Below are 24,592 nucleotides of genomic sequence, written 5' to 3'. Positions count from 1 at the left end.
TTCGAAATTACCGATTTTTGTCCCACTCCCTTTTTCAACCTCTTTCATTTGTGAAAAGTATTGAAATGTGCTATAATATGGATATTCTAGTGAAAGAAGGTGTAATTGTGGGATTTACAGATGAGACAGTACGTTTTAATCTTGATGATTCAAACAAAAAAGAGATTAGTGAAACATTGAAAGATGTCTATGTGTCGCTGAATGAAAAGGGCTATAACCCAATCAACCAAATCGTAGGATACGTGCTTAGTGGTGATCCTGCGTATGTACCTCGCTACAATAATGCACGAAATCAAATTCGTAAATATGAACGTGATGAGATTGTAGAAGAATTAGTTCGTTATTATTTGAAAGGGCAAGGCATTGATCTCTAATGAGAATTATGGGGTTAGATGTTGGTTCAAAAACAGTTGGTGTCGCAGTTAGTGATCCACTTGGTTTTACAGCTCAAGGACTTGAAATTATTCCTATTGATGAAGAAAAAGGGGAATTTGGTTTTGATCGTTTGAGTGAGCTTGTAAAAGAATATAAGGTTAATAAGTTCGTTGTAGGACTCCCTAAAAATATGAACAATACAAGCGGACCACGTGTAGAAGCAAGTCAAGCTTATGGTGCTAAGATTGAGCAATTATTTCATTTGCCAGTTGAATACCAAGATGAGCGTCTAACAACGGTAGCTGCGGAAAGAATGCTGATTGAGCAAGCGGATGTGAGTAGAAAGAAGCGAAAAAAAGTGATTGATAAGCTCGCAGCGCAGCTCATATTGCAGAATTATTTAGATCGAAATTTTTAATAATAAAGGAGAAAACATGGCACACGATCATAACCATGACCATGAACACGAAGAGCGTGAGTTGATTACGCTAGTAGACGAGCAAGGAAATGAAACTTTGTTTGAAATTCTCTTGACCATTGACGGAAAAGAAGAATTTGGTAAAAACTATGTTCTCTTAATTCCAGCTAGCGCAGAAGAAGATGAAAATGGCGAGGTAGAAATTCAAGCTTACTCGTTTACTGAAAATGAGGACGGAACAGAAGGCGATTTGCAACCAATCCCAGAAGATTCAGATGCTGAATGGGATATGATTGAAGAAGTTTTCAATAGCTTTATGGAAGAATAAAAATTGCGTACACTAGCTTTTCGTATTCCAGACGATGAAGAGATTAAAAGGCTGTGTGAATCGTTATTTTATGGTATACGAATGAGTGGTTGGTTAATTCCCATGTGGAGCAAGAGTTCCAGCCATTCAAGTAAATTGTGGGGTGTGACATGAACCAAAGTCTGGTTCTGTTTCACTCCCTTTTTGCTGGGAGAAGAATATGAATGAAATTGAAACGTGGCTAGAGAGTCGCATTGGTTTAAATTTTCGCTCTGGTTTAGAGCGAATGAGACAGGCTATAAGTCTTTTGGATCATCCGGAAGAAAATTATCCCATTATTCATGTGACAGGAACGAACGGAAAAGGCTCAAGCATTGCTTTTATGAGTCAATTATTTGCAGAGCATAAAAAGAAGGTGGGAACCTTTACGTCACCTCATATGGTGAGCATTTATGATCGGATTTGTGTCAATCATAAACCAATCTCTGACAAGGATTTTGTTAGAATTGGGCGTCGTATTCAAGCAATGGAAAGGCAACTTTTGCGGACACAAGATTCATTATCTTATTTTGAAATTTTAACACTCATAGCTTTATTGTATTTCGAAGAAGAGCAGGTAGATGTGGCTTTAATTGAGGTGGGAATTGGTGGACTTTTAGATGCAACAAATGTAGTGATAGGAGATGTTGCGGTTGTAACGTCTGTAGGATTGGATCATCAAGAAACATTAGGAGACTCCATAGTAGCAATTGCGGAGCAGAAAGCAGGAATTTTCAAGAAAAAGGAACGAGCTGTTATCGGGCCGCTGGCTGAAGAAGCTAGAAGGGTCTGCGAATTGCGCGCAGATGAGTTGGGAGTCGTTTTGTATGAACACGGTAGGGATTTTTCATTTTCAAAAGGACAATTTTCTAATCAAGATAAAATGATAGTTGGCTTACAGCTGGGTCTCAAAGGTACTTATCAGGAAGAAAATGCAGCTGTTGCTTTGCAAAGTTTTCTTTTATTCATGAAACAGCAAAATTGGCAACCACAAGTAAAATGGATACGCAAGGCTTTGCAAGAGACCCATTGGGCAGGGAGACTGGAATATTTTGAGAGAGGAATTTATTTGGACGGGGCTCACAATTTACCCGCTTTGTCACGTTTGGTGGAGTTTATTCGCCAGCAAGGACAAAAAGAAATCTTTCTCTTATTCGGTGCTTTGAAACGCAAAAATTATCAGGGGATGCTGTCTTATCTTCAGCAGGAATTGCCTCATGTGCAGTTGTTCGTAACGACTTTTGAGGATGACGGTGCAGCAAATGAACAGGACTTTACAAATGGTCTCTACATTGCCTCTTATCAGGACTTTATCGAACAATTTATTAAAAGCGCTAATGACAATCAGCTCCTTTTTGTAACAGGTTCTCTTTATTTTATTGCGGAAGTTCGTGCTTTTCTTTTGGAGAAAGAAATTGACTGATTAGAATGGTGAATGGTATAATAGAAATGTAAGTAAAGGAGGATAAAAATGGCACAATTAAAGAAATTCAGCTACGTCGCATTTTTTCTGATAGGACTTATCATTTTGACATCGTGTACCAAGTCTAACCAAACTTCACCGTCCTCTCAATCTGTCTCAAGCAGCCAATCAACTACAGTCTCAAGTGAGAGTAGTGATTCGCCAACTATTGCAGAAAATTCGTCAGAAAAATTAGACGGTACTTATAAAGGTATGGACGAAGAAGATGAGATTACTTTGGTTATCAAAGGAAATAGTGGTACGTGGACAGAAAAAGAGCCAAACGGTAAAGAGAAAGTAAAACAGGTGAGCATTGATCCGACAAATCAGCGAATGACGATTGGTGATGACATTGAGCGTTATATGATTGATGGCAAACGGTTAACGATTGAGGATATTGAGCAAGAAAATGGAGAAAATGATACAGTCGTTTTAACGAAGCAATAGCCTGTCTGGGACTGGAGCAAATTTTAGCCACTCTCCAGATTGTTGAAGCATGCGGGAGTGAAAAGGGAACAGGCAATATGTCAGTTAGCACTTAGAATAAGGGAGTGAGGAAAAGTTGATGGTTACGAACCACAACTTTTCTTTTACTCTTTTTTGCTCTAATGAAAAAATACTTTGAATATCGAATAATGAGTGATTCTGGCTTGATTTATTAGGAAATCCCCGTTATACTAGTACTAAGTAAAAACAGGGAGAGAAAATGAATCTTAGGAAATTTCAGCTATTGATGTCAAAATATGGTTTCAGTATTATTATCATGGTACTAGAACTTGCACTCATTTTTTGGTTTTTCTTTTGGCTTGGTCGCTGGACACCTACTTTATGGATTGTCTTTGTGATTTTATTCAGTCTGGCAACGATTTTAGCGATTGTCAATCGCTCAATGACACCAGAAAGCAAAGTAACTTGGCTCTTGGTAGCGTTTGTTCCAGTCATTGGTCCCTTGCTTTATTTGATGTTTGGTGAGCGCCGATTGTCCAGAAGTGAGCTGAAACAGTTGAAAAATATGGATCAGATGAAATTTCGTGAGGACAATAGCTATGAGTTGCGGTTAGACTTGAAAAAGACAGATAAATCAGCTTACGGGATTATTAAGTCGCTTCTCAGCATGGATCATAATGCGGATGTTTACGACGGCACGGAATCGCAATTTTTCCCTTTGGGAGAAGAGATGTTCCAGAAAATGCTGGAAGATTTACGCAAAGCAGAAAAATTTATTTTTTTAGAATATTACATTGTGGAAGAAGGTATCATGTGGAATAGTATTTTGGATATTCTGCGTGAAAAGGCAGCCCAAGGTGTGGAAGTGAAAATGCTCTATGATGACATTGGCTGTATGGCAACTCTTCCGGGAGATTATACTAGCCGATTGCAGGCTATGGGGATTGACGCTCATAAGTTTAACAAAGTGATTCCGCGGATGACGGTGGCTTATAATAATCGAGATCATCGTAAAATTCTCGTCGTTGACGGGCAGATTGGCTATACTGGTGGCATCAATCTGGCAGATGAATATATCAATCACATCGAGCGATTTGGTCACTGGAAAGACGGTGGGATTCGTCTGAACGGGCGCGCTGTAAAAGCCTTGACACGGCTGTTTCTGATGAACTGGTATATCAACCGTGGGAAAATCAGTGATTTCGATCGCTATCATTTGGACAACAAAGCTGTAGATGCGTCAGGGCTCTATATTCCGTATGGAAGCGGCCCGAAGCCCATGTATAAAGCTCAAGTGGGTAAAAATGTCTATCAAAATATAATCAGCCAGGCGACAGATTATGTGTATATTGCCACGCCGTATTTAATCATTGATTATGATTTGACGGAAGACATCAAAAATGCTGCTATGCGGGGGGTAGATGTCCGCATTGTGACACCTTATATTCCGGATAAAAAAATCATTCAGCTTATTACGCGAGGAGCTTATCCTGATTTAATGGCGGCTGGGGTTCGGATTTATGAGTATACACCGGGCTTTATTCACAGTAAGCATGTAGTGGCTGATGATGATTTTGGTGTTGTCGGAACAATCAATTTTGATTACCGCAGCTTAGTTCATCACTATGAAAATGCTGTTTTGATGTATAAAACGCCTTCTATGTTTGACTTGAAGCGAGATTTTGAGGAATTGTTTGAAACCTCACAAGAAATACATGAAGATACCATTAAAAATACCTGGTATCAACGCTTGATTAAAGAAATTGTCGAATTATTTGCACCGATGCTATAAAATTCTTCTTGCAATAAGAGGAATTTTTCTTTTTTACGAATAATCTAGTAAAAGGAGGCAGAATGGTTATCGATTTAACAAGTGAAGAAAAGGAATTTTTGAAAGAGTATGCGGCTGTAAGTTATCATCGTTTTCGAGAATTGGAATACTACACTTTACTTTTGCAAAAGATGCAGAACCTGTCAGAATCAAGCTGACAGATAGGGAAGATTTTGATATACTAGATAAGACTGATATCAAGGAGAATCTTTATGTACGATACAATGCCTGAACAAGAGATGAAAGAGACAGTAGTAGAGACGCTTCACGAAGAGAACGAAAAAAAATCGGTTTTTATAGAGCCAATGTCGACTCCTTTTGTCGTTTTATTTTTGTGGAGCTTATTATTGAGCGTTTTAAGTGTTGCCAATCCATTTTTGACCAACCTTGCTACTAATCTGCAATCTCAAAATTTATATGCAGGTTGGGCAATGGCGCAAGGGCAGGTTATTTATGGAAATATTTATGGAACGAGTGGTCTGCTTTATTATCTAGCTAATTGGGCGGGTAGTCTCTTCATGGGCAATATTTTCTTTGCGGCAATGCAATGCTTGGCTTTGTTTGTTGCAGGAATTTATCTGTTTAAAATCGTATATCAATTAACAGCTGTAAAAAACACTTCTATCAAAATCCTTTCTTTATTCTATTGTTTGACGCTCGCTTTAGGCTGGGGCGGCTTATACTCTAGTATTTTTGCTTTCCCATTTGTCTTTGGGTCGCTGTACTTTCTGATGCGTTATGTGACAGGAGAAGCAAGCGACAGAGGTTTTATTGGCTTTGGAGCACTTGGTGCGCTGATGTTTATGATTGATCCGGTGACGAGCCTTGTATTTTATTTGGTGACTTTCCTTGCTCTGCTAGTTTATAATATTTGGGCAAAGAAAAAAGCGCACGGTCTGTATCAATTATTTGCCATTTTGGTAGGATTCTCGCTTGTATTTTATCCGCTAGGTTATTATACGGTTTTGAATGGCAGTTTTGGGCTCGCCGTTAGTCAGATTCTTTATCCTTGGGATAGCTTGCATTTTTCAGGACAGCATTTATTGTACAATGGTTTGCTTTATGGTGGGCTCATTATTGGGCTTGGCGTAGTTGTGACTTGGGTGAGAAGTTTTTCATTGCCAACGAATTCTTTAGAACAATTTCTACAACTCTTTAGTTTTTTAGCCTCTCTCTTTCTTGTTGTGTTTGTTTTCTTTTTGCCAGATCGGGGAGCTTATCAACTGTTGCCGATTTTGCCATTTTTTATGGTTCTAGTCAGTATATGGCTTGGGAAACAGTCATTCCATAGAGGTGGAAGGCACAGTAGAGTTCAAAAATCTTCGTCTGCTTTCGGAACTTATATCACAAAGAATGCTTTTTTACCGCTTCTAGCCATGATTTACTTAATTGGTTCTCCGTTTGTCAATCAGTATGTTTTATCGACAGGCGAAACAAGTGAGCGTATTTCTGCGGCAAATTATATCAAGAGCAAATCAAAGAATACTGATAAAATCTATGCTTGGGACACAACGGCAGCTCTCTACCAAGCGAGTGGGCGCCTATCTGCGGTACCGATTTTAACCCCTAGCTTGTACCAAGGAACAGATGAAAATCAAATGTCCCTAGTGAATAGCTTGAAAGAAACGATACCAACTTATATTTTGGTCAACAATCAAGTACCTCTTCTGCAAGATATCAAAAAACAATTAAAAGAAAATTATCAGCAGACAGACCTAAAACTCAATCATTTCAAGCTCTATAAGTTGAAATAACAAATCAATATCTTGTGTTTAAAATAAAATTTAAAGTTTTTCACCACAAGATATTGAATTTTTTTATTGGAGTGATATAATATGTTTTATACGAATGGAGGAGCTCATGATTGCATTAAAAGAAGAAACAGTACAAGGATTTGCTGATATTTATGTAGAAAAGCGTGACGGTCGTCGTGTGGCGTTTGACGCAGACAAGATCTACAAAGCTCTTGTCAAGGCTAGCCAAGAAGTAACGACGATGACTCCGTTGTTAGAAGCAAAACTTGAAGGTATTACCAATAAAATCGTAGCAGAAGTGATTTCACGTTTTCCTGCGGGCGTTAAAATCTATGAAATTCAAAATATCGTGGAACACGAATTACTGAATGCCAATGAATACGCCATTGCAGAAAGTTATATTACTTACCGCACACAACGTGATTTTGCGCGCTCAAAAGCAACAGATATTAACTTTACAATCGGAAAATTGCTTAACAAAGACCAAGCAGTTGTCAATGAAAACGCCAATAAAGATAGCGATGTTTTCAACACCCAGCGTGATTTGACGGCGGGAATTGTTGGGAAATCGATTGGTTTGCAAATGCTGCCACCACATGTGGCAAATGCACATCAAAAAGGAGACATCCACTATCACGATTTGGATTACAGTCCTTATACACCGATGACGAATTGCTGTTTGATTGATTTTAAGGGCATGTTGGCAAATGGCTTTAAGATTGGAAATGCTGAAGTCGAAAGTCCAAAGTCGATTCAAACTGCGACTGCGCAAATCTCTCAAATCATTGCCAATGTTGCATCTAGCCAATATGGTGGTTGCTCTGCTGACCGAATTGATGAAGTTTTGGCGCCTTATGCTGAAAAAAATTATGAAAAACATTTGAAGGATGCGCGTGAATGGGTGCTTCCTGAAAAGCAAGAAGAGTTTGCCTGGACAAAGACTAAAAAAGACATTTATGATGCCATGCAATCTTTGGAGTATGAAATCAATACCTTGTTTACATCAAATGGACAAACGCCATTTACCTCACTTGGCTTTGGGCTTGGAACCAATCGTTTTGAGCGTGAAATTCAAAAAGCTATTCTTCAAATCCGCATCAAAGGTCTTGGCTCTGAGCACCGTACAGCCATCTTCCCTAAATTGATTTTCACGCTGAAGCGTGGATTGAATTTAGAACCCGGTAGTCCAAACTACGACATTAAGCAGTTGGCCTTGGAATGCGCTACGAAGCGGATGTATCCGGATGTCTTGTCTTACGACAAGATTGTGGAATTAACGGGTTCTTTCAAAGTTCCAATGGGTTGCCGTTCTTTCTTACAAGGTTGGAAAGATGAAAATGGTCAAGAAGTCAATTCTGGTCGTATGAATCTTGGGGTTGTAACTGTCAACCTTCCAAGAATTGCCCTCGAATCTGAAGGTAATATGGATAAATTCTGGGAAATCTTCAATGAACGGATGAACATTGCTGAAGATGCCCTTGTCTATCGTGTGGAACGTACAAAAGAAGCGACGCCAGCTAATGCTCCTATCCTTTATCAATATGGCGCTTTTGGGCAACGTCTTGGTAAATATGACAAGGTAGATCAACTCTTTAAACATCGCAGAGCAACGGTTTCTCTTGGCTATATCGGTCTGTATGAAGTAGCGACTGTCTTTTATGGTGGTGAATGGGAACACAATCCAGAAGCTAAGAAATTTACAGTAGACATTGTTCGTGAAATGAAACGCCGTGTCGAAGAGTGGTCTGACCAATATGATTATCACTTCTCAGTTTACTCCACACCGTCTGAAAGTCTGACCGATCGCTTCTGTCGTCTGGATACAGAAAAATTTGGTCTGGTAAAAGATATTACAGATAAGGAATACTATACGAATAGTTTCCACTATGATGTCCGTAAAAATCCGACACCGTTTGAAAAATTAGATTTTGAAAAAGATTATCCAGCGGCGGGTGCGTCAGGCGGCTTTATCCACTACTGTGAATATCCTGTTCTACAACAGAATCCAAAGGCGCTTGAATCAGTCTGGGACTATGCTTACGATCGTGTGGGCTATCTGGGAACCAATACTCCGATTGACCATTGCTACAAGTGCGATTTTGAAGGGGATTTCACACCAACAGAGCGCGGATTTACTTGTCCAAACTGTGGCAATAGCGATCCAAAGACAGTTGATGTTGTCAAGCGGACTTGTGGTTATCTTGGTAACCCTCAAGCTCGTCCAATGGTGAATGGGCGCCACAAGGAAATTTCAGCTCGTGTTAAACATATGAATGGCTCAACGATTAAATTTGAAGGACATCATGTAGAAAAGTAGGAACTTTCATGGGAAAATATCAATTAGACGATAAAGGAAAAGCACAAGTGACACGCTATCATGAAAAGCATTCCAAAGGCGGAGTCAATAAAAAAGATCTTGTTGCAAATTTGCGAGAACAATTCTTACAAAAAACAAAGAAAAAATAGGAGAAAGAGTGAGGTTTGCATGAAGCTAGTCTCACTCTCTTTCTATCAAGGTGAGAAAAATGGAATTAAGACGACCAGGATTAGAAGATAAAGAGGCGGTGATAGACCTCATACTAGAATTTGAAAGGTCGAATGCTGCACACGATGGCGGTTTTTGGGACAAGGAAAATTTCGTTTATGAAGATTGGATTGCTGGAAACCAAGATGCGGAAATGGGTCTCAATATTCCTAATACATGGGTGCCGGCTATACAGTTTGTTGCCTTTGATAAAGGACAGGCTGTTGGCTTTCTAAATTTACGCTTGCGTCTGAATGAACATTTACGCGGACATGGCGGTCATATTGGTTATAGCGTTCGTCCAACTATGCAGGGGAAGGGCTATGCGACCGCTATGTTGAAAGAAGGGCTTCTTGTCGCTGCTTCAAAGAATATCCACCGAGTGCTAGTTACTTGTGCGGAGGACAATTCTGCTAGTAGGGCAGTTATTTTAAAAAACGGGGGCATATTAGAAGACATCCGACAGGGCACCGAACGCTATTGGATAGATTTGAATTAGGAGTAATTTATGGAATTACGAAGACCAGAATTGGCAGATAAAGAAGCGATACTTGAAATGATTGCAGAATACAAAGAGCAGGGGCTTCTCATGAATGGCGGTGTAGAAAGCACTTGGGCATGTGCAGAAAATTACGAAGATTGGTTGCAAATCAATCGTGATCAAGAGGCAGGACTGAATTTGAAAGAAGGGCGTGTTCCAGCTATTTTGTTTGCTTCCTTTGCAGATGATCGTGCATTAGGTTTTTTAGGGCTTCGTATGACACTAAATGATTTTTACTTAGAGTTGGGCGGGCATATTGGCTATGGCATTCGGCCTAGTGAGCGGGGGAAAGGGTATGGTAAACAACAATTAGCCTTGGCTTTACTTGAAGCCAAAAAATTAGCGCTCTCTCCCGTTCTGATTACTTGCGATATGGATAATGCTGCTAGTCGAGCAGTGATTTTGGCCAATGGTGGAGTGTTGGAAGATGTACGAGCTGGGAAAGAGCGTTATTGGATAGAGTTGGGGTAGAAAAATGACATGGAATACACCGAAACCAGGTGAGTGGAAAAGTGAAGAGTTAAGCAAGGGGCGCATTATTGATTACAAAGCTTTTAATTTTGTAGATGGCGAAGGAGTGCGTAATTCCCTCTATGTCAGCGGCTGCATGTTTCATTGTGAGGGCTGTTACAATGTAGCAACTTGGTCTTTCAATGCAGGGATTCCTTATACGCATGAGCTGGAAGAGCAAATTATGAAAGATCTAGCAGAGCCCTATGTTCAAGGGTTGACTTTGCTTGGCGGAGAGCCTTTTCTCAATACAGGTATTCTCATTCCCTTGGTTAAGCGGATTCGTAAGGAATTGCCAAATAAAGATATTTGGTCTTGGACGGGCTACACATGGGAAGAAATGATGTTGGAAACACCCGATAAGCTGGAACTGCTGAGTCTTATTGACATCCTGGTCGATGGACGGTTTGACAAAGCCAAGAAAAATCTCATGTTGCAATTTCGCGGTTCTTCTAACCAACGAATCATTGATGTGCAAAAGTCTCTCAAAGCTGGGAAAGTGATCATTTGGGATAGACTGAATGATGGCACAGAAAGTTTTGAACAAGTTAATCGAGATAAAACAGAATAAATTTGAACCAAGGCAGGACTGAATGTTCCTGCTTTTTTGTTGTTTAAAATGTAATGGCGAAAGATTGCATTGAAAACGTATTTATAGATGAAAGTTTTAAGAATTTTTAAAGAACGTTTAACATTTAGTTATTTTATGCTATAATAGGGATAATAAAATGAATATTTTTGCATAGGAGTTTCAAATGGTCCAAAAAAGATCGCGCTCTTCTAAGAAGAAAAGCAATCGGATCTTAAATGTTGCTTTGCTAGTCATCTTTGTATTGTTAGCAGCATTGTTGATTTTTTCAATGTTTCGGTATAACATTCTAGCATTTCGGTACTTGAATGTTTTACTATCAATCTTGCTAGTAGCCGTAGCACTAGTGACTGGCTTTTTAATTTTTAAAAATAAAGGGCGTGTCACAACGACTATTATTCTCATTTTGGCTATTTTAGTTAGTTCAGGTGCGATGTATGCCATTAAAGAAGTACTGGATTTGTCTAATGGTCTAAATGCAACATCCAACTATTCTGAATATGAAATGAGTGTGGTGGTACCGGCAAATAGCGACATTAAAGATATTAGCCAAGTGAAAAATGTTCTAGCACCAACGGCAAATGATGCAAATAATATCAAGGCATTGACAAATAACCTAGCGCAAACTAAAAAAGTGAACCTGACGGTTGACCAGTCATCTTCTTATCTGGCAGCCTATAAGTCTTTGATGAGCGGTGAAGCGAAGGCTATGGTGCTAAATAGCGTCTTTGAAAGTGTTATCGAAAACGAATATCCAGACTACGCTTCAAAAATTAAGAAAATCTATACTTACAAGATTAGTAAAAAGATTGGAAACGCTCAGTCACCAGCTACTAATAACGATGTCTTTAACATCTATGTCAGTGGTATTGATACTTATGGCCCCGTTTCGTCTGTTTCTCGCTCTGATGTGAATATTATCATGACGGTGAATCGCAAGACGAAGAAAGTGTTGTTGACAACAACACCGCGTGATGCCTATGTGCCGATTGCTGATGGTGGTAACAATCAAAATGATAAATTAACGCATGCTGGTATTTATGGCGTGGAGGCGTCCATTCACACGTTGGAAAATCTCTACGGCATCAAAACGAATTATTATGTTCGTCTCAATTTCACTTCTTTCCTTAAACTCGTGGATTTGCTAGGTGGTATTGACGTTTATAATGATCAAGAGTTTACAAGCTTACACGGTAATTATCATTTTGGTGTAGGAGATGTTCATCTAAATTCTGAGCAGGCTCTAGGCTTTGTGCGAGAACGCTATTCATTGAGTGGTGGCGATAATGACCGTGGTAAAAACCAAGAAAAGGTCATTGCGGCTATTATTAAAAAATTGACTTCAACAAGTGCTTTGAAGAATTACAATGCTATTATTTCAGGACTACAAGATTCAGTTCAAACCAATATGAGTCTTGAAACCATGATGAGTCTAATCAACACGCAACTGGAATCTGGTGGTAGTTATACCGTGACTTCTCAGGCAGTTACAGGAGAAGGTCGGACGGACCTTCCGTCTTATGCCATGCCGGATGCCAATCTTTACATGATGGAGTTAAATCAAGATAGCTTGAATGCAGCCAAAGCGGCAATTCAGAAAGTGATGGAAGGGAAATAAGATTGATCGATATTCATTCGCATATTGTGTTTGATGTGGATGACGGTCCCAAGACACGTCAGGACACACGAGAGCTTTTGACAGAGAGTTATCGTCAAGGAGTTCGAACGATTGTTTCAACGTCTCATCGTAGAAAAGGGATGTTTGAAACACCTGAAGAAAAAATCGCAGCAAACTTTCATGAAGTTCAGCAAATCGCTAAAGAAGTAGCAGATGATCTCACTATTTTGTATGGGGCTGAAATTTATTATACCAGCGATATTTTAGAAAAACTCGATAAGAAAATCATCCCAACTTTAGGCGGAACGAGTTATGCTTTAATTGAATTTAGTATGACGACACCATATAGGGAAATCCACAGCGCTTTAAACAATGTGCTCCGTTTAGGAATTACACCAGTTGTAGCTCATATTGAGCGTTATCATTGCTTGGAGAATGAAACGAAAAAAGTGCAGGATTTGATTAACATGGGTTGTTATATGCAAATCAACAGCTCTAGCGTCCTCAAGCCAAAGTTATTTGGTGAAAAGTATAAATTCATGAAGAAGCGGGCACAATTCTTTATGGAGCAGGATTTAGTGCACTTTGTGGCGAGTGATATGCACAATTTAGGTCCACGTCCTCCTTATATGCAGGAAGCCTACCAAATCATCTCTAAAAAGTACGGCAAAGCATATGCTAATGCACTATTTCGCGAAAATCAAGAAATATTATTAAAAGACGAATTAATTTAGGAGAAGAAATGAAAAATCAAGATAATCAGACGGTGGAAATTGATGTTCTATCATTAGTTAAGACCCTCTGGAGACGAAAATTTCTCATCATTGTGACTGCTTTTGCAATGGCTATTGTTGCTTTAGGCTATAGTACCTTTATTATAAAGCCGAATTATACTAGTGCAACTCGTATTTACGTTGTAAATCGACAAGCCAATGAAAATTCCACTCTTACCAATCAAGACCTTCAAGCTGGGACATACTTGGTAAAAGACTACAAAGAAATTATTTTATCTCAAGATGTGTTAGCAAAAGTGATTGATGACTTGAAGTTAAATGTACAACCAAGCGCATTAGCTAAAAAAATCAATGTCACTGTCCCAACGGATACGCGTATTGTGTCTATTGCTGTTTCAGATGGGGATGCCAAAGAAGCTGCGCGTATTGCTAATAGTTTGCGTCAAATTGCAGCTGAAAAAATTATTGCTGTTACCAAAGTATCCGATGTAACAACGTTAGAAGAAGCAGAAGTACCAAATTCCCCTTCTTCACCAAATATTAGACGCAATACCTTGATTGGTTTTCTTGCAGGAGGGGTTTTAATCTCAGTTGTGATTCTTGTCGTTGAAGTGTTAGATGACCGAGTGAAAAAGCCAGAAGATGTGGAAGAAGCGCTGGGAATTACTCTTCTTGGAGTTGTGCCAAATATGAATAAACTATAAGAGGGGAAAATAATGCCGAGTTTAGAATTAGCTAAAAATAAAGAAAAAACGATAAAGAAAACAGAAGAATACTACAATGCCTTAAGAACTAATATTCAGCTTAGTGGGGATAATATTAAGGTCATTGCTGTCACTTCTGTACAGTCCGGAGAAGGGAAGTCAACGACTTCTACAAATCTAGCCATTGCTTTTGCACGTTCAGGATATAATACTTTACTAATTGACGCAGATATTCGTAACTCTGTCATGTCAGGGATTTTTAAAACGCGTGATAAAATCACAGGTCTGACAGATTATCTAGCTGGTGCGACAGATTTGTCAAACGGTTTATGCGAAACAAATATTGACAATCTATTTGTGATTGAAGCTGGACAAGTCTCACCCAATCCAACAGCTTTATTGCAAAGTAAAAACTTTGGTATCATGATTGATATTCTCAGAAACCATTATGATTATATCGTTGTTGATACACCACCGATTGGACTGGTCATTGATGCGGCTATCATTACTCAAAAATGTGATGCTAGCGTTTTAATCGTTGAGTCAGGAAATGTAAAACGGAAAACATTGCAAAAGGCAAAAGAACAATTAGAACAAACCGGAACGCCATTTTTGGGAGTTATTCTAAATAAATATGATATACAGTTAGAAAAATATGGCTCCTACGGAAATTATGGCAATTACGGAAATTACGGAAAGAAAAAGTAGAGATTAGCATTTAGGAGTAGGGATGTTTGAAAATAGAAATGAGTTGCAAAAAACAGGAATTGCTTTTATTCAACTAATTACAGTTTTTGTTGTGATTATGATCATAAATTTAATTTCAAACTTTAGTCTAACTAATAAAGATATTGTGATGTTAATGTTGCTACATATTGTTGCTTTTTATATTAGCAATTATAACTATCATTTTTTTCAACGTGGCTATTTAATTGAATTTACCGAGACACTGAAATACAGTGCTTTTTATGCAGTCATTATCACATTTTCTTCTTTTATGTTGGGAGGCAACTTTTCATTATCCCGTAGCAATCTCATCTTTTTTATCTTGTTGAATGCTTTGGGTGTTTATTGCATTAATCTATTAATCAAGCAATATTATGCACGAGTACATCCAAGATTAAAAAGCAGTAAAAAAGTACTCATCCTTACGGTTTCCAATCGTCTAGACAGAATTTTAAAGCAATTGACCGAAGCGCACACATTTAATGAATGTATAGTAGCTATTTCGGTATTTGATAACTCGCGTTACCAACATCCGACAATCCAAACGATACCAAAAGAATGTCTCATCGAATTTGCAACTCGCTCTGTTGTAGATGAAGTTTTTATTAGCTTGCCGAGTGATGACTATTCTATTGAAGATTTGGTTGTTCAGTTTGAGAATATGGGAATCACCGTTAATGTGAATATTAACGCCTTGGATTTTCAAATTGGTGAGAAGAAGCTTCAAGAAATTGCTGGCTTTAGCGTGGTCACTTTTTCAACAAATTTCTACAATTATAGTCACATCATTGCTAAAAGAGTTTTGGATGTCATTGGTTCTCTCTTTGGACTTCTTATATGTGGAATTGCAGCGCTTTTCCTAGTTCCAATGATTCGTAAAGATGGCGGACCAGCAATTTTTGTTCAAGAACGTGTTGGAAAAAACGGTCGGATTTTTAAATTTTACAAATTTCGCTCTATGTACGTAGATGCCGAGGAGCGCAAAAAAGAGCTGATGGCACATAATACCATGAGTGGTGGGATGTTCAAAATGGATGATGACCCACGGATTACACCTATTGGAAAATTCATTCGGAAAACCAGTCTAGATGAGCTTCCACAATTTTGGAATGTTCTTAAAGGTGATATGAGCTTAGTTGGTACGCGTCCGCCAACTGTGGATGAGTATGAAAAATACACACCTGAACAGAAAAAACGTTTGAGTTTCAAACCAGGCATCACAGGCCTCTGGCAAGTCAGCGGCCGCAGTGAAATCACGAATTTTGATGATGTTGTAAAGCTAGATGTGTCCTATATTGATGATTGGACTATCTGGTCAGATATTAAAATTTTACTAAAGACTGTCAAAGTTGTATTAATGAAAGATGGAGCGAAGTAGGTGAGACTTCGCTTCCTTGATAGGAGAAAGATGAAGAAGTCAGTTTATATCATAGGCTCAAAAGGAATCCCTGCCAAGTATGGTGGCTTTGAAACCTTTGTTGAGAAATTAACAGAATATCAGCAAGATAGTAGTATACAGTACTATGTAGCCTGTATGCGTGAAAATTCAGCTAAGTCTGGAATCACAGATGACCAGTTTAAGCATAACGGGGCAATTTGTTTCAATATTGACGTGCCTAATATTGGGCCAGCTAGAGCCATTGCCTATGATATTGCTGCTGTAAATAGAGCGATTGAAATCGCTAAAGCAAATAGGGATGAGGCTCCTATTTTCTATATTTTAGCTTGTCGTATTGGGCCTTTTATCGCTGGGCTCAAGAAAAAAATTAAAGCTATCGGAGGCAGTTTATTTGTCAATCCTGATGGACATGAGTGGCTCCGATCAAAATGGAGTTTCCCCGTCCGTAAGTATTGGAAATACTCAGAGCAACTCATGGTCAAGCATGCGGACTTATTGGTTTGCGATAGTAAAAATATCGAAAAATATATCCGAGAAGACTATAAACAGTATCGGCCCAAGACGACTTACATCGCCTACGGGACAGATACAAGTAAGTCTGTTTTAAAACCTGAGGACGAAAAAGTTCGTAGTTGGTATCAGGAAAAGGGTGTTGCTGAAAACGGATATTATCTAGTTGTGGGACGATTCGTTCCCGAAAACAACTATGAGACCATGATTCGTGAATTTATGAAGTCTAATTCTAAAAAAGACTTTGTTCTCATTACAAATGTGGAACAAAATAAGTTTTACGATCAGTTGCTCAAGGATACAGGCTTCGACAAAGATCCGAGAGTCAAATTTGTTGGGACTGTCTATGACCAAGAATTGCTCAAGTACATTCGTGAAAATGCTTTTGCCTATTTCCATGGGCATGAGGTTGGAGGGACCAATCCTTCTCTACTGGAAGCTCTAGCATCTACAAAACTGAATTTGTTGCTAGATGTTGGCTTTAACCGTGAGGTTGGTGAAGACGGGGCTATTTATTGGAAAAAAGACGAGTTGGCACGCGTCATTGAGGAAGTAGAGGGATTTGATCAGGCAGCAATAACTGACTTGGATTTCAAGTCAAGCCGAAGAATTCTCTCAGCTTTCACATGGGAAAAGATTGTTACAGACTACGAAAAAGTATTTAAAGGATAGAAATGCAGAAAATTTTATATCTCCATGCTGGTGCCGAAATGTATGGCGCCGACAAGGTTTTGTTGGAGCTTATTAAAGGTTTGAATAAAGACGAATTTGAAACGCACGTTATTTTACCCAATGCTGGTGTCTTGGTGGGTGCTCTGGAGAATGTTGGTGCTAAAGTTAAAGTTATCGATTATCCAATCTTGCGCCGTAAATATTTTAATCCTAAGGGGATTCTTGAGTATTTTGGCTCATATAACCGTTATTCAAAGCAAATCGCTGAATATGCTAAGGAAAATGGAATTACTCTCATTCACAACAATACTACTGCAGTACTTGAGGGAATTTATCTCAAACGTAAGTTGAACCTTCCTTTGATTTGGCATGTTCATGAAATTATTGTCAAACCAAAAGCAATTTCAGATTTTATCAACTTTTTGATGGGACGTTATGCTGATACGATTGTGACGGTTTCAAATGCTGTAGCCAACCACGTCAAGCAGTCTCGCTTTGTAAAAAATGACCAAGTTCAAGTCATCTATAATGGTGTTGACAATGCCGTCTATCACGAAATGGATGCCACCGCCGTCCGTGATCAGTTTGGTATCGTACAAGATGCGCTTGTCATCGGTATGATCGGACGAGTTAATGCCTGGAAAGGTCAAGGCGACTTTTTAGAAGCTGTGACTCCAATCTTGAAGGCTAATCCAAAAGCAGTTGCCTTTTTGGCAGGTAGTGCATTTGAGGGTGAAGAGTGGCGTGTGGATGAGCTGGAAAAAACCATTTCAGACTCACCAGTAGCTAGACAAATCAAGCGAATTGACTATTATAGCAAGACGACAGAACTCTATAATATGTTTGATATCTTTGTCTTGCCAAGTACCAATCCAGATCCATTACCAACAGTCGTCCTCGAATCTATGGCTTGTGGCAAACCTGTAGTGGGATATCGTCATGGAGGTGTCTGTGAGATGGTCAAGGAAGGGGAAAATGGTCTTCTTGCTACACCGAATCAGCCTGCAGAATTGTCTAAAGCTATTCAAGAATTGGCTGACAATACCGAGAAGAGAGAGCAATTTGGTAAGGCCTCTGTCCAACGCCAAAAAGAACTCTTCTCCTTACAAAGTTATATTCGGAATTTTTCGGAGTTGTATAGGAAATACTAAGATGAATACTGAAAAAATTAAGAATAAATTAAAACCAATTATTTATCCAATTATTAACTTTATTCCTAGACGAAGACTAAAGAATAAAAATTTTACGATTATTTGTGATAATTGTTGGGCTGGAAAGGTTTATCAAGAATTGGGCTTGCCTTACCCAACTCCATTTGTAGGGATGTTTGTCTTTTCTCCTGATTACATCAAGATGCTCAAGAATTTAAAACATTATTTGAGCGGGAACATCCCCTTGAAATTTGTTAAAGAATCAAAATATATCAAAGACTTTGATAATGCCTATCCTTTAGCACTACTTGATGATATTGAACTTCATTTCCTGCATTATGCAGATGAGGAAGAAGCAACTCAAAAATGGCAACGCCGTTTGGAAAGAATTTATTGAGATAATTTGTATTTTAAGTTCAATGATAATGATATTTGTACTTATGAATTGATGAAAGAGTTCGAAGAATTATAGTGATTTACCTTCCTTGATTCATTTTAAATCAGCCGAGAAGCAAGGGCATGTTGGTATCGATTTGAAGACTTACCACCGATATTTTAATGCTGTTACTTGGTTGAATAAGGGTGGGGAAGATTTAACATAAAATAAAAATTTAGGTGAAGAATCCATGAAACCACTTTTAACTGTTGTCATTCCAGTTTATAATGTTGAAAAGTATTTAAAACGTTGTGTAGAAAGCGTTCTTGTCCAAGAGTGGCATAATTATGATATTTTACTTGTAGATGATGGAAGTACTGATAGTTCTTCTCAAATCTGTGATGATTATGTTAAGGCGTATGACTTTATCTCAGTTATTCATAAAGAAAATGGAGGGCTTTCTGAAGCTCGCAATACTGGTATTTCACATGCTAAGGGTGACTATGTTTATTTCCCTGATTCTGATGACTGGCTGGAACCACAAACTTTTAAAGAATTAGCAGAGGTGCTGGAATCTCGAGAATTTGACATTATTTCTTTTAATCGTGAGTTTGTCAAAGGTGAAGAAGATGTTATAGTTTCGGATTCAGTAGTGACTCAAGTCTTTGAAGGTAAAGACGCTTTTGTCCAAATGCTCAAGCATAGTTATATCACAGGTTTTGCCAACGACAAAATATATAAAAAGTCTTTATTTGTTGATAATAATATTTCTTTTCCGAAAGGAAAATATTATGAAGACTTGGGAACGAATTACAAGCTCTTCCTCTCAGCTAAGAATGTCTTTGCTACCAATCAAAAGTATTATCACTATTTAATTGATAATCCTGATTCCATCACACAGTCTTGGAATGAGCAGAAGTTTAGAGATATGTTTGGGTTCTACAAAGAAGTTTTTTATTCTGATTTTGTTTGTTCACAATTAAATCAAGAAGAATTACAAATTTCACAGCTATATTATGTGAATGGCTTGACTCATATCTTGGCAAGTTTATATAAATCTAAATTAGATAAAAAATATATAGACATTACTAATGAAGTGAAACAAGAATTACTTAAGAATAGTGTTTCTCTTTCTCAAATGAAAGACCAACCAAATAAGTTAAAATATATACTGTTTAGACTTAAAGTATTAAAACTAGCCTTCAGTATTCAAAACATTTTCTGATATGATATGGGAGTTTAATTTGAAATACTCTGTTATTATTCCAGTCTATAACGTTGAGAAATACATTGATCGTTGTTTAAAAAGTGTTATTTCTCAGAATTATGATGACTTGGAGATTATAGTGATAGATAATGGTTCTACAGATCGTAGTGGTCATATCTGTGAAACTTATGCTAGCCAATATGATAATATTTCAGTCTATCATATTGAAAACCACGGTGTTGGTTCTGCCCGTAATTTTGGCTTATCCAAAGCTAAGGGAGAGTTCATCTACTTCGCTGATAGCGATGATTATCTTGTAGGAAATCTCTTTTCGGACTTTGCTGATAAGTTGGTATCAGACTTAGATTTAGTGGTATTTAGTTATTACAATTCTTTTGAGCAAGAGTTAACTGAGAAGTATCGTACGAAAAAGTGTCTTCCTCATAGTGGATTATACGATAAAAATGATTTTATCACGATATTTACAGATTTATTTTTATCAGATATGCTTTATACTGTGTGGAATAAAATTTATCGTAGAGAGTTTCTTCTTGAAAATAATATTTCTTTTGAGAAGTATGAGTTGGGTGAAGATGTGCGCTTCAATCTGAATGTTTATCGTAATGTGAACAGGGTTTATCTTTCTCAAGAGTCCTACTATGTTTATGTCATCGGCAGGAAGGGTTCTGCTATGTCGGGCTATAACCCTAAGCGTCTTCAGTATCAGCTTCAAGAGTTGAAGTTGGTTGATAACTTATTAAAGGATTGGCATATAGATAGTTCAAATCTTGATAATACTGTAAAGGCAAGAATATTGATGAGCAATATTCACAATATTTCTAAGCAAAAATTACCAGTTACAAAAAAAGTTAAGCTCGTTAAAGAAATTTGTAAAAGCAAAGATATGGCAGATTTTATTAGGAATGATTCTTCACTATTAAATCCCCTCATAAAAATGCTGTTAAAATGTCGAATTTATATTATTTTGATTTACCTCAAGAAAATGCAGATGATATTACAGCATTAATAAGAATAATTGAAAGGTATGGAAAGTACTTGTGAATAGCAGTCGCTTTATTTCAGAGAAAATCTATTTATTTACACTCTTTGTTTGGGTATTATTTGCATCTCTGGTAACTACAACTTATTTCGTTAGACTAGACGGTTTCTTGGCACTTTATCGTATATTACTTTATTTTACGTTAGTAATGATTGCGATAAAAGAACTCATCAACCTTCCTAACACAATTAATTATTTCAGATTTCACTTGAAGGAATTATTAGTTTTCTTATTATTTACCCTAACAATGTTAATTGTGTCAAAAAATCGTGATGGTCTTCCTGATATAAACGTCTTACTGTTAGTATTTTCAGCTAGGGATATAGAGTTCAAGAAATTATTAGGTACCTTCTCCTTAGCGACATTCTCAGTTCTCATTGTCACTATTTTGGCTAGTAAGATGGGAATTATTTCAAATATGTTGATGAGTGCAGATGGTGGTTATCGTTATAGTCTTGGATTTAACTATGTTTCCTTTGCTTCTCAACGTATGTTCTTTGCATTATGTAGTTATCTTATGTTTAGAGGGAAGAAGATTTCCTACCTTGAGTTGTTAGCTCTGTTGATGTCTACCATTTATATGTATCAACAGACTTCGACATCTAGTCCATTTTACTTAAGCATTTTGATACTAACCTATGCTTTGTTGAGTATTAAAATCTTTAAAAAAGAGTTTATCATTGGAAACTTCTGGACAAAGACACTTGTGCAGTACGGTTTTATTTTAGCTTTAGTGATTGTCTTGTATTTTTGTTTTTATTCATCTGGGAATTTATTTCACTTAGTCGATCAATTTACGCATAATCGCTTGCGTCTCAGTGTCAATGGTTTTCAAAATTTTGGGGTATCTTGGTTAGGGCAACCAATTTCCTTTACAACTCTTGATATGTTTGGAAATTTCACTAGTAATTACAATTTTATTGATAGCTCTTTTGTTCAATTATTGGTTATTGATGGCTTGATTGTCAGTGCATTTATGTTGTTTGCATTGACAAAAGTGATGCGTTATTTTGTGTCTATTCAAAAAGATATCGTACTGGCTTGCTTAGGAATTATGATTATCCATGGTATGTTTGATCCTCAGATGTTAGTTCTTCGTTATTCTCCATTAATCTTATTTATCAGTCGCCTATTTATTGTGAATGAGGATACAAAAATTGAATAAAGAAGAGTATTCGTCAAATTCAAAGGAAGGCTAAAACAAGTTATTGTACTTATGAAAGTTTTAAAAAATTACGCCTACAATCTCTCCTACCAGCTGCTGGTGATTATTTTACCGATTATCACCACCCCGTATGTCACTCGGGTATTTAGCTCTGAAGATTTAGGAACTTACGGCTATTTCAACTCCATTGTTACCTACTTTATCCTTTTAGCGACTTTAGGAGTGGCCAATTACGGTACTAAGGAAATTTCAGGACAACGGAAAGACATCCGAAAAAATTTTTGGGGGATCTATACCCTCCAGTTAGTCGCAACATTTGTATCTCTCCTCCTTTATGCTTTGTTTTGCTTGATGCTTCCATCCATGCAAAATCCTGTAGCCTATATTTTGGGACTCAGTTTGGTTTCAAAAGGGCTCGATATCTCCTGGCTTTTTCAGGGCTTAGAGGACTTCCGCAAGATTACGGTGCGAAATATTACGGTTAAGCTAGTCGGAGTCATCTCCATCTTCTTGTTCGTTAAATCTGCCAATAATCTTTATCTCTATGTATTCTTACTAACCATCTTTGAGCTGTTAGGTCAGCTGAGCATGTGGTTACCTGCCCGCGAATTTATTGGGAAAGCCTATTTCGATATGGCCTATGCACGGGTGCATTTAAAACCGGTCATTCTGCTCTTTTTACCGCAGATTGCCATTTCCCTCTATGTTACTCTTGACCGGACCATGCTGGGGGCTCTCGCCTCTACAAAGGATGTCGGGATTTACGACCAGGCTTTAAAACTCGTCAATATTTTGTTGACCTTGGTGACGTCTCTGGGAAGTGTCATGTTGCCTCGGGTATCAAGCCTCTTGTCCTCAGGAGATCACAAGGCTGTCAACAAGATGCACCAGATGTCTTTTTTGATTTATAATTTGGTCATTTTCCCGATTATTGCTGGCATGCTGATTGTCAATGATGACTTTGTTCAATTCTTCCTAGGGAAGGATTTCCAGGATGCGCGTTATGCCATTGCCATCATGATTTTTAGAATGTTCTTTATCGGATGGACCAATATCATGGGGATTCAAATTCTCATCCCGCATGATAAAAACAAAGAATTTATGCTATCCACCACCATTCCTGCTATTGTCAGTGTGGGGTTGAATTTGCTCTTCTTGCCTCATTTTGGTTTTATCGGCGCGGCTATTGTATCAGTTCTAACGGAGTCACTGGTATGGTTCATTCAATTGTACTATACCCTTCCTTATCTTAAGGAAGTACCGATTCTTGGGTCTATGGCAAAAATTGTATGCGCATCTGCTATGATGTATGGCTTGTTGCTATGTGCAAAACCATTCTTGCATTTTTCACCTACTTTAAATGTTCTTGTGTATGCAGTGCTTGGCGGCCTCATTTACCTGTTTGCTATTCTAGCTCTGAAAGTAGTAGATGTGAAAGAATTAAAACAAATAATAGGGAAAAATTAGAAATGAAGAAAATACGTAATATAAACTTAGATTTGATTAAAATAATTGCTTGTATCGGAGTTGTTTTGCTTCACACTACGATGCCAGGGTTTAAGGAAACAGGGCAATGGAATTACTCATCTTATTTATATTATTTAGGTACTTATTCAATTCCCTTGTTTTTTATGGTGAATGGTTATTTATTATTGGGCAAAAGCAAGATAACATATCCCTATATACAACATAAAATAAAATGGGTTCTAATAACAGTGTCGTCATGGACTGTTATCATCTGGTTACTTAAAAGAGACTTCACAATTAATCCAATTAAAAAAATTTTGGCTTCTTTGATACAAGAGGGTTATTTCTTCCAATTTTGGTTTTTTGGCTCATTGATACTAATTTATTTATGTTTGCCGATATTGAAGAAGTATTTACATTCAAAAAGAAGTTATTTGTACTTTCTATCTGTATTAACAATTATTGGTTTGTTTTTTGAATTGATAAATTTTTTGCTTCAAATGCCAGTGCAAATTTATGTTATACAAACGTTTAGATTATGGACTTGGTTCTTTTACTACATTTTAGGTGGTTTTGTAGCACAATTCAATATAGATAATTTAAAATCAATCTTTAAGGGATGGATGAAAATAGTTAGCATACTTTTGTTATTGATTTCACCGATAATATTATTTTTCATAGCAAAAAATATTTATCATAATCTTTTTGCTGAATATTTTTATGACATTCTTTTGGTAAAAGTAATTAGTTTAGGACTATTTCTTACCTTATTGACGCTAACCATTGATGCTTCTAAACATAGAATGATCTACTTGTTATCAGTCCAAACGATGGGAGTATTTATTATACATACCTATGTTATGCAAATATGGCAAAAGTTGATAGGGTTTAACATAGTGGGTGCATACTTATTTTTCCCTGTTTTCACATTAATGATTAGTTTTCTAATAAGTATGACATTAATGAAAATCCCTTATATCAATCGAATAGTTAAATTATAAAAAGG

General features: G+C 37.5%; 25 protein-coding genes and 1 pseudogene. All 26 read left to right on the top strand.

All coding sequences use genetic code 11. The annotated features are described in order from the left end of the window. Positions 1–107 precede the first annotated feature (107 nt). The 26 genes and pseudogenes from HMPREF2887_RS04755 (at position 108) to HMPREF2887_RS04640 (ending at position 24,587) form a co-directional block, all read left to right on the top strand. Positions 108–374: an IreB family regulatory phosphoprotein gene (locus HMPREF2887_RS04755; RefSeq protein WP_009569646.1), complete on the top strand. Its 267-nt coding sequence runs from the start codon at positions 108–110 to the stop codon at positions 372–374. Then, entirely contained in the window at positions 374–793 is a 420-nt protein-coding gene (ruvX, locus tag HMPREF2887_RS04750) for a Holliday junction resolvase RuvX (protein ID WP_003026628.1), read from the top strand. The genes HMPREF2887_RS04755 and ruvX overlap by 1 nt, the downstream gene beginning before the upstream one ends. Before the next feature lie 16 nt (positions 794–809). Next, the gene (locus HMPREF2887_RS04745; protein WP_003027765.1) at positions 810–1,121 is read left to right on the top strand and encodes a DUF1292 domain-containing protein; all 312 of its coding nucleotides are present in this window, start codon (positions 810–812) and stop codon (positions 1,119–1,121) included. Between the two features lie 199 nt (positions 1,122–1,320). Then, positions 1,321–2,562, top strand: a complete 1,242-nt coding sequence (locus HMPREF2887_RS04740) for a bifunctional folylpolyglutamate synthase/dihydrofolate synthase (protein WP_021002196.1) — start codon at positions 1,321–1,323, stop codon at positions 2,560–2,562. Positions 2,563–2,610: 48 nt separating this feature from the next. After that, positions 2,611–3,048 carry an SP_0198 family lipoprotein gene (locus HMPREF2887_RS04735; protein ID WP_057489837.1) on the top strand — a complete coding sequence of 146 codons (438 nt, stop codon included), beginning with the start codon at positions 2,611–2,613 and terminating at the stop codon, positions 3,046–3,048. A 259-nt stretch (positions 3,049–3,307) separates the two neighbouring features. Continuing rightward, positions 3,308–4,840, top strand: coding sequence for a cardiolipin synthase (gene cls / locus HMPREF2887_RS04730; RefSeq protein WP_003026621.1), 1,533 nt, complete (start codon positions 3,308–3,310; stop codon positions 4,838–4,840). Positions 4,841–4,902: 62 nt separating this feature from the next. Then, complete coding sequence (locus tag HMPREF2887_RS10485; RefSeq protein ID WP_021002194.1) at positions 4,903–5,037, top strand: hypothetical protein; 135 nt, start codon at positions 4,903–4,905, stop codon at positions 5,035–5,037. Positions 5,038–5,091: 54 nt separating this feature from the next. Next, positions 5,092–6,633: a hypothetical protein gene (locus tag HMPREF2887_RS04725; RefSeq protein WP_057489836.1), complete on the top strand. Its 1,542-nt coding sequence runs from the start codon at positions 5,092–5,094 to the stop codon at positions 6,631–6,633. 106 nt (positions 6,634–6,739) lie between these two features. Continuing rightward, on the top strand, positions 6,740–8,950 hold the full coding sequence (gene nrdD, locus HMPREF2887_RS04720) for an anaerobic ribonucleoside-triphosphate reductase (protein ID WP_003026617.1): 2,211 nt from the start codon (positions 6,740–6,742) through the stop codon (positions 8,948–8,950). An 8-nt stretch (positions 8,951–8,958) separates the two neighbouring features. Further along, positions 8,959–9,099 (top strand): hypothetical protein, encoded by a 141-nt coding sequence (locus HMPREF2887_RS10110; protein ID WP_021002192.1) that lies wholly within the window; start codon positions 8,959–8,961, stop codon positions 9,097–9,099. Between the two features lie 59 nt (positions 9,100–9,158). Then, a complete protein-coding gene (locus HMPREF2887_RS04715) occupies positions 9,159–9,656 on the top strand; it encodes a GNAT family N-acetyltransferase (protein ID WP_003026614.1) in 498 nt (165 codons plus the stop codon). Positions 9,657–9,665: 9 nt separating this feature from the next. Continuing rightward, complete coding sequence (locus tag HMPREF2887_RS04710; RefSeq protein WP_057489835.1) at positions 9,666–10,169, top strand: GNAT family N-acetyltransferase; 504 nt, start codon at positions 9,666–9,668, stop codon at positions 10,167–10,169. A 4-nt stretch (positions 10,170–10,173) separates the two neighbouring features. After that, complete coding sequence (gene nrdG / locus HMPREF2887_RS04705) at positions 10,174–10,779, top strand: anaerobic ribonucleoside-triphosphate reductase activating protein (protein ID WP_003026610.1); 606 nt, start codon at positions 10,174–10,176, stop codon at positions 10,777–10,779. 184 nt (positions 10,780–10,963) lie between these two features. Then, positions 10,964–12,415 carry an LCP family glycopolymer transferase CpsA gene (locus HMPREF2887_RS04700; protein WP_003026608.1) on the top strand — a complete coding sequence of 484 codons (1,452 nt, stop codon included), beginning with the start codon at positions 10,964–10,966 and terminating at the stop codon, positions 12,413–12,415. Positions 12,416–12,417: 2 nt separating this feature from the next. Beyond that, complete coding sequence (gene cps4B / locus HMPREF2887_RS04695) at positions 12,418–13,149, top strand: capsular polysaccharide biosynthesis protein Cps4B (RefSeq protein WP_003026606.1); 732 nt, start codon at positions 12,418–12,420, stop codon at positions 13,147–13,149. An 8-nt stretch (positions 13,150–13,157) separates the two neighbouring features. Next, positions 13,158–13,853 carry a CspC family polysaccharide chain length determinant protein gene (locus tag HMPREF2887_RS04690; RefSeq protein ID WP_021002190.1) on the top strand — a complete coding sequence of 232 codons (696 nt, stop codon included), beginning with the start codon at positions 13,158–13,160 and terminating at the stop codon, positions 13,851–13,853. 12 nt (positions 13,854–13,865) lie between these two features. Next, complete coding sequence (locus HMPREF2887_RS04685; RefSeq protein ID WP_021002189.1) at positions 13,866–14,561, top strand: tyrosine-protein kinase; 696 nt, start codon at positions 13,866–13,868, stop codon at positions 14,559–14,561. A gap of 22 nt (positions 14,562–14,583) precedes the next feature. Beyond that, positions 14,584–15,957, top strand: a complete 1,374-nt coding sequence (locus HMPREF2887_RS04680) for a sugar transferase (protein WP_021002188.1) — start codon at positions 14,584–14,586, stop codon at positions 15,955–15,957. Positions 15,958–15,987: 30 nt separating this feature from the next. Next, positions 15,988–17,160, top strand: a complete 1,173-nt coding sequence (gene cps2T / locus HMPREF2887_RS04675; protein ID WP_021002187.1) for a beta 1-4 rhamnosyltransferase Cps2T — start codon at positions 15,988–15,990, stop codon at positions 17,158–17,160. A 2-nt stretch (positions 17,161–17,162) separates the two neighbouring features. Continuing rightward, positions 17,163–18,311: a glycosyltransferase family 4 protein gene (locus tag HMPREF2887_RS04670; protein WP_003026601.1), complete on the top strand. Its 1,149-nt coding sequence runs from the start codon at positions 17,163–17,165 to the stop codon at positions 18,309–18,311. A gap of 1 nt (position 18,312) precedes the next feature. Then, positions 18,313–18,913, top strand: a pseudogene (locus HMPREF2887_RS04665) (DUF1919 domain-containing protein). Between the two features lie 24 nt (positions 18,914–18,937). After that, entirely contained in the window at positions 18,938–19,912 is a 975-nt protein-coding gene (locus HMPREF2887_RS04660) for a glycosyltransferase (RefSeq protein ID WP_003026599.1), read from the top strand. A gap of 19 nt (positions 19,913–19,931) precedes the next feature. Beyond that, positions 19,932–20,921: a glycosyltransferase family 2 protein gene (locus tag HMPREF2887_RS04655; protein WP_003026598.1), complete on the top strand. Its 990-nt coding sequence runs from the start codon at positions 19,932–19,934 to the stop codon at positions 20,919–20,921. Positions 20,922–20,952: 31 nt separating this feature from the next. Next, positions 20,953–22,119: a hypothetical protein gene (locus HMPREF2887_RS04650; protein WP_021002185.1), complete on the top strand. Its 1,167-nt coding sequence runs from the start codon at positions 20,953–20,955 to the stop codon at positions 22,117–22,119. 51 nt (positions 22,120–22,170) lie between these two features. Then, a complete protein-coding gene (locus tag HMPREF2887_RS04645) occupies positions 22,171–23,586 on the top strand; it encodes a flippase (RefSeq protein WP_021002184.1) in 1,416 nt (471 codons plus the stop codon). A gap of 2 nt (positions 23,587–23,588) precedes the next feature. Next, positions 23,589–24,587 carry an acyltransferase gene (locus HMPREF2887_RS04640; protein WP_003040757.1) on the top strand — a complete coding sequence of 333 codons (999 nt, stop codon included), beginning with the start codon at positions 23,589–23,591 and terminating at the stop codon, positions 24,585–24,587. Positions 24,588–24,592 lie beyond the last annotated feature (5 nt).

This window comes from Streptococcus sp. HMSC071H03 (assembly GCF_001813035.1).
In the GTDB taxonomy this organism is placed as follows: Bacteria; Bacillota; Bacilli; order Lactobacillales; family Streptococcaceae; genus Streptococcus; species Streptococcus anginosus.
This window is presented reverse-complemented; position numbering and strand designations above follow the sequence as displayed.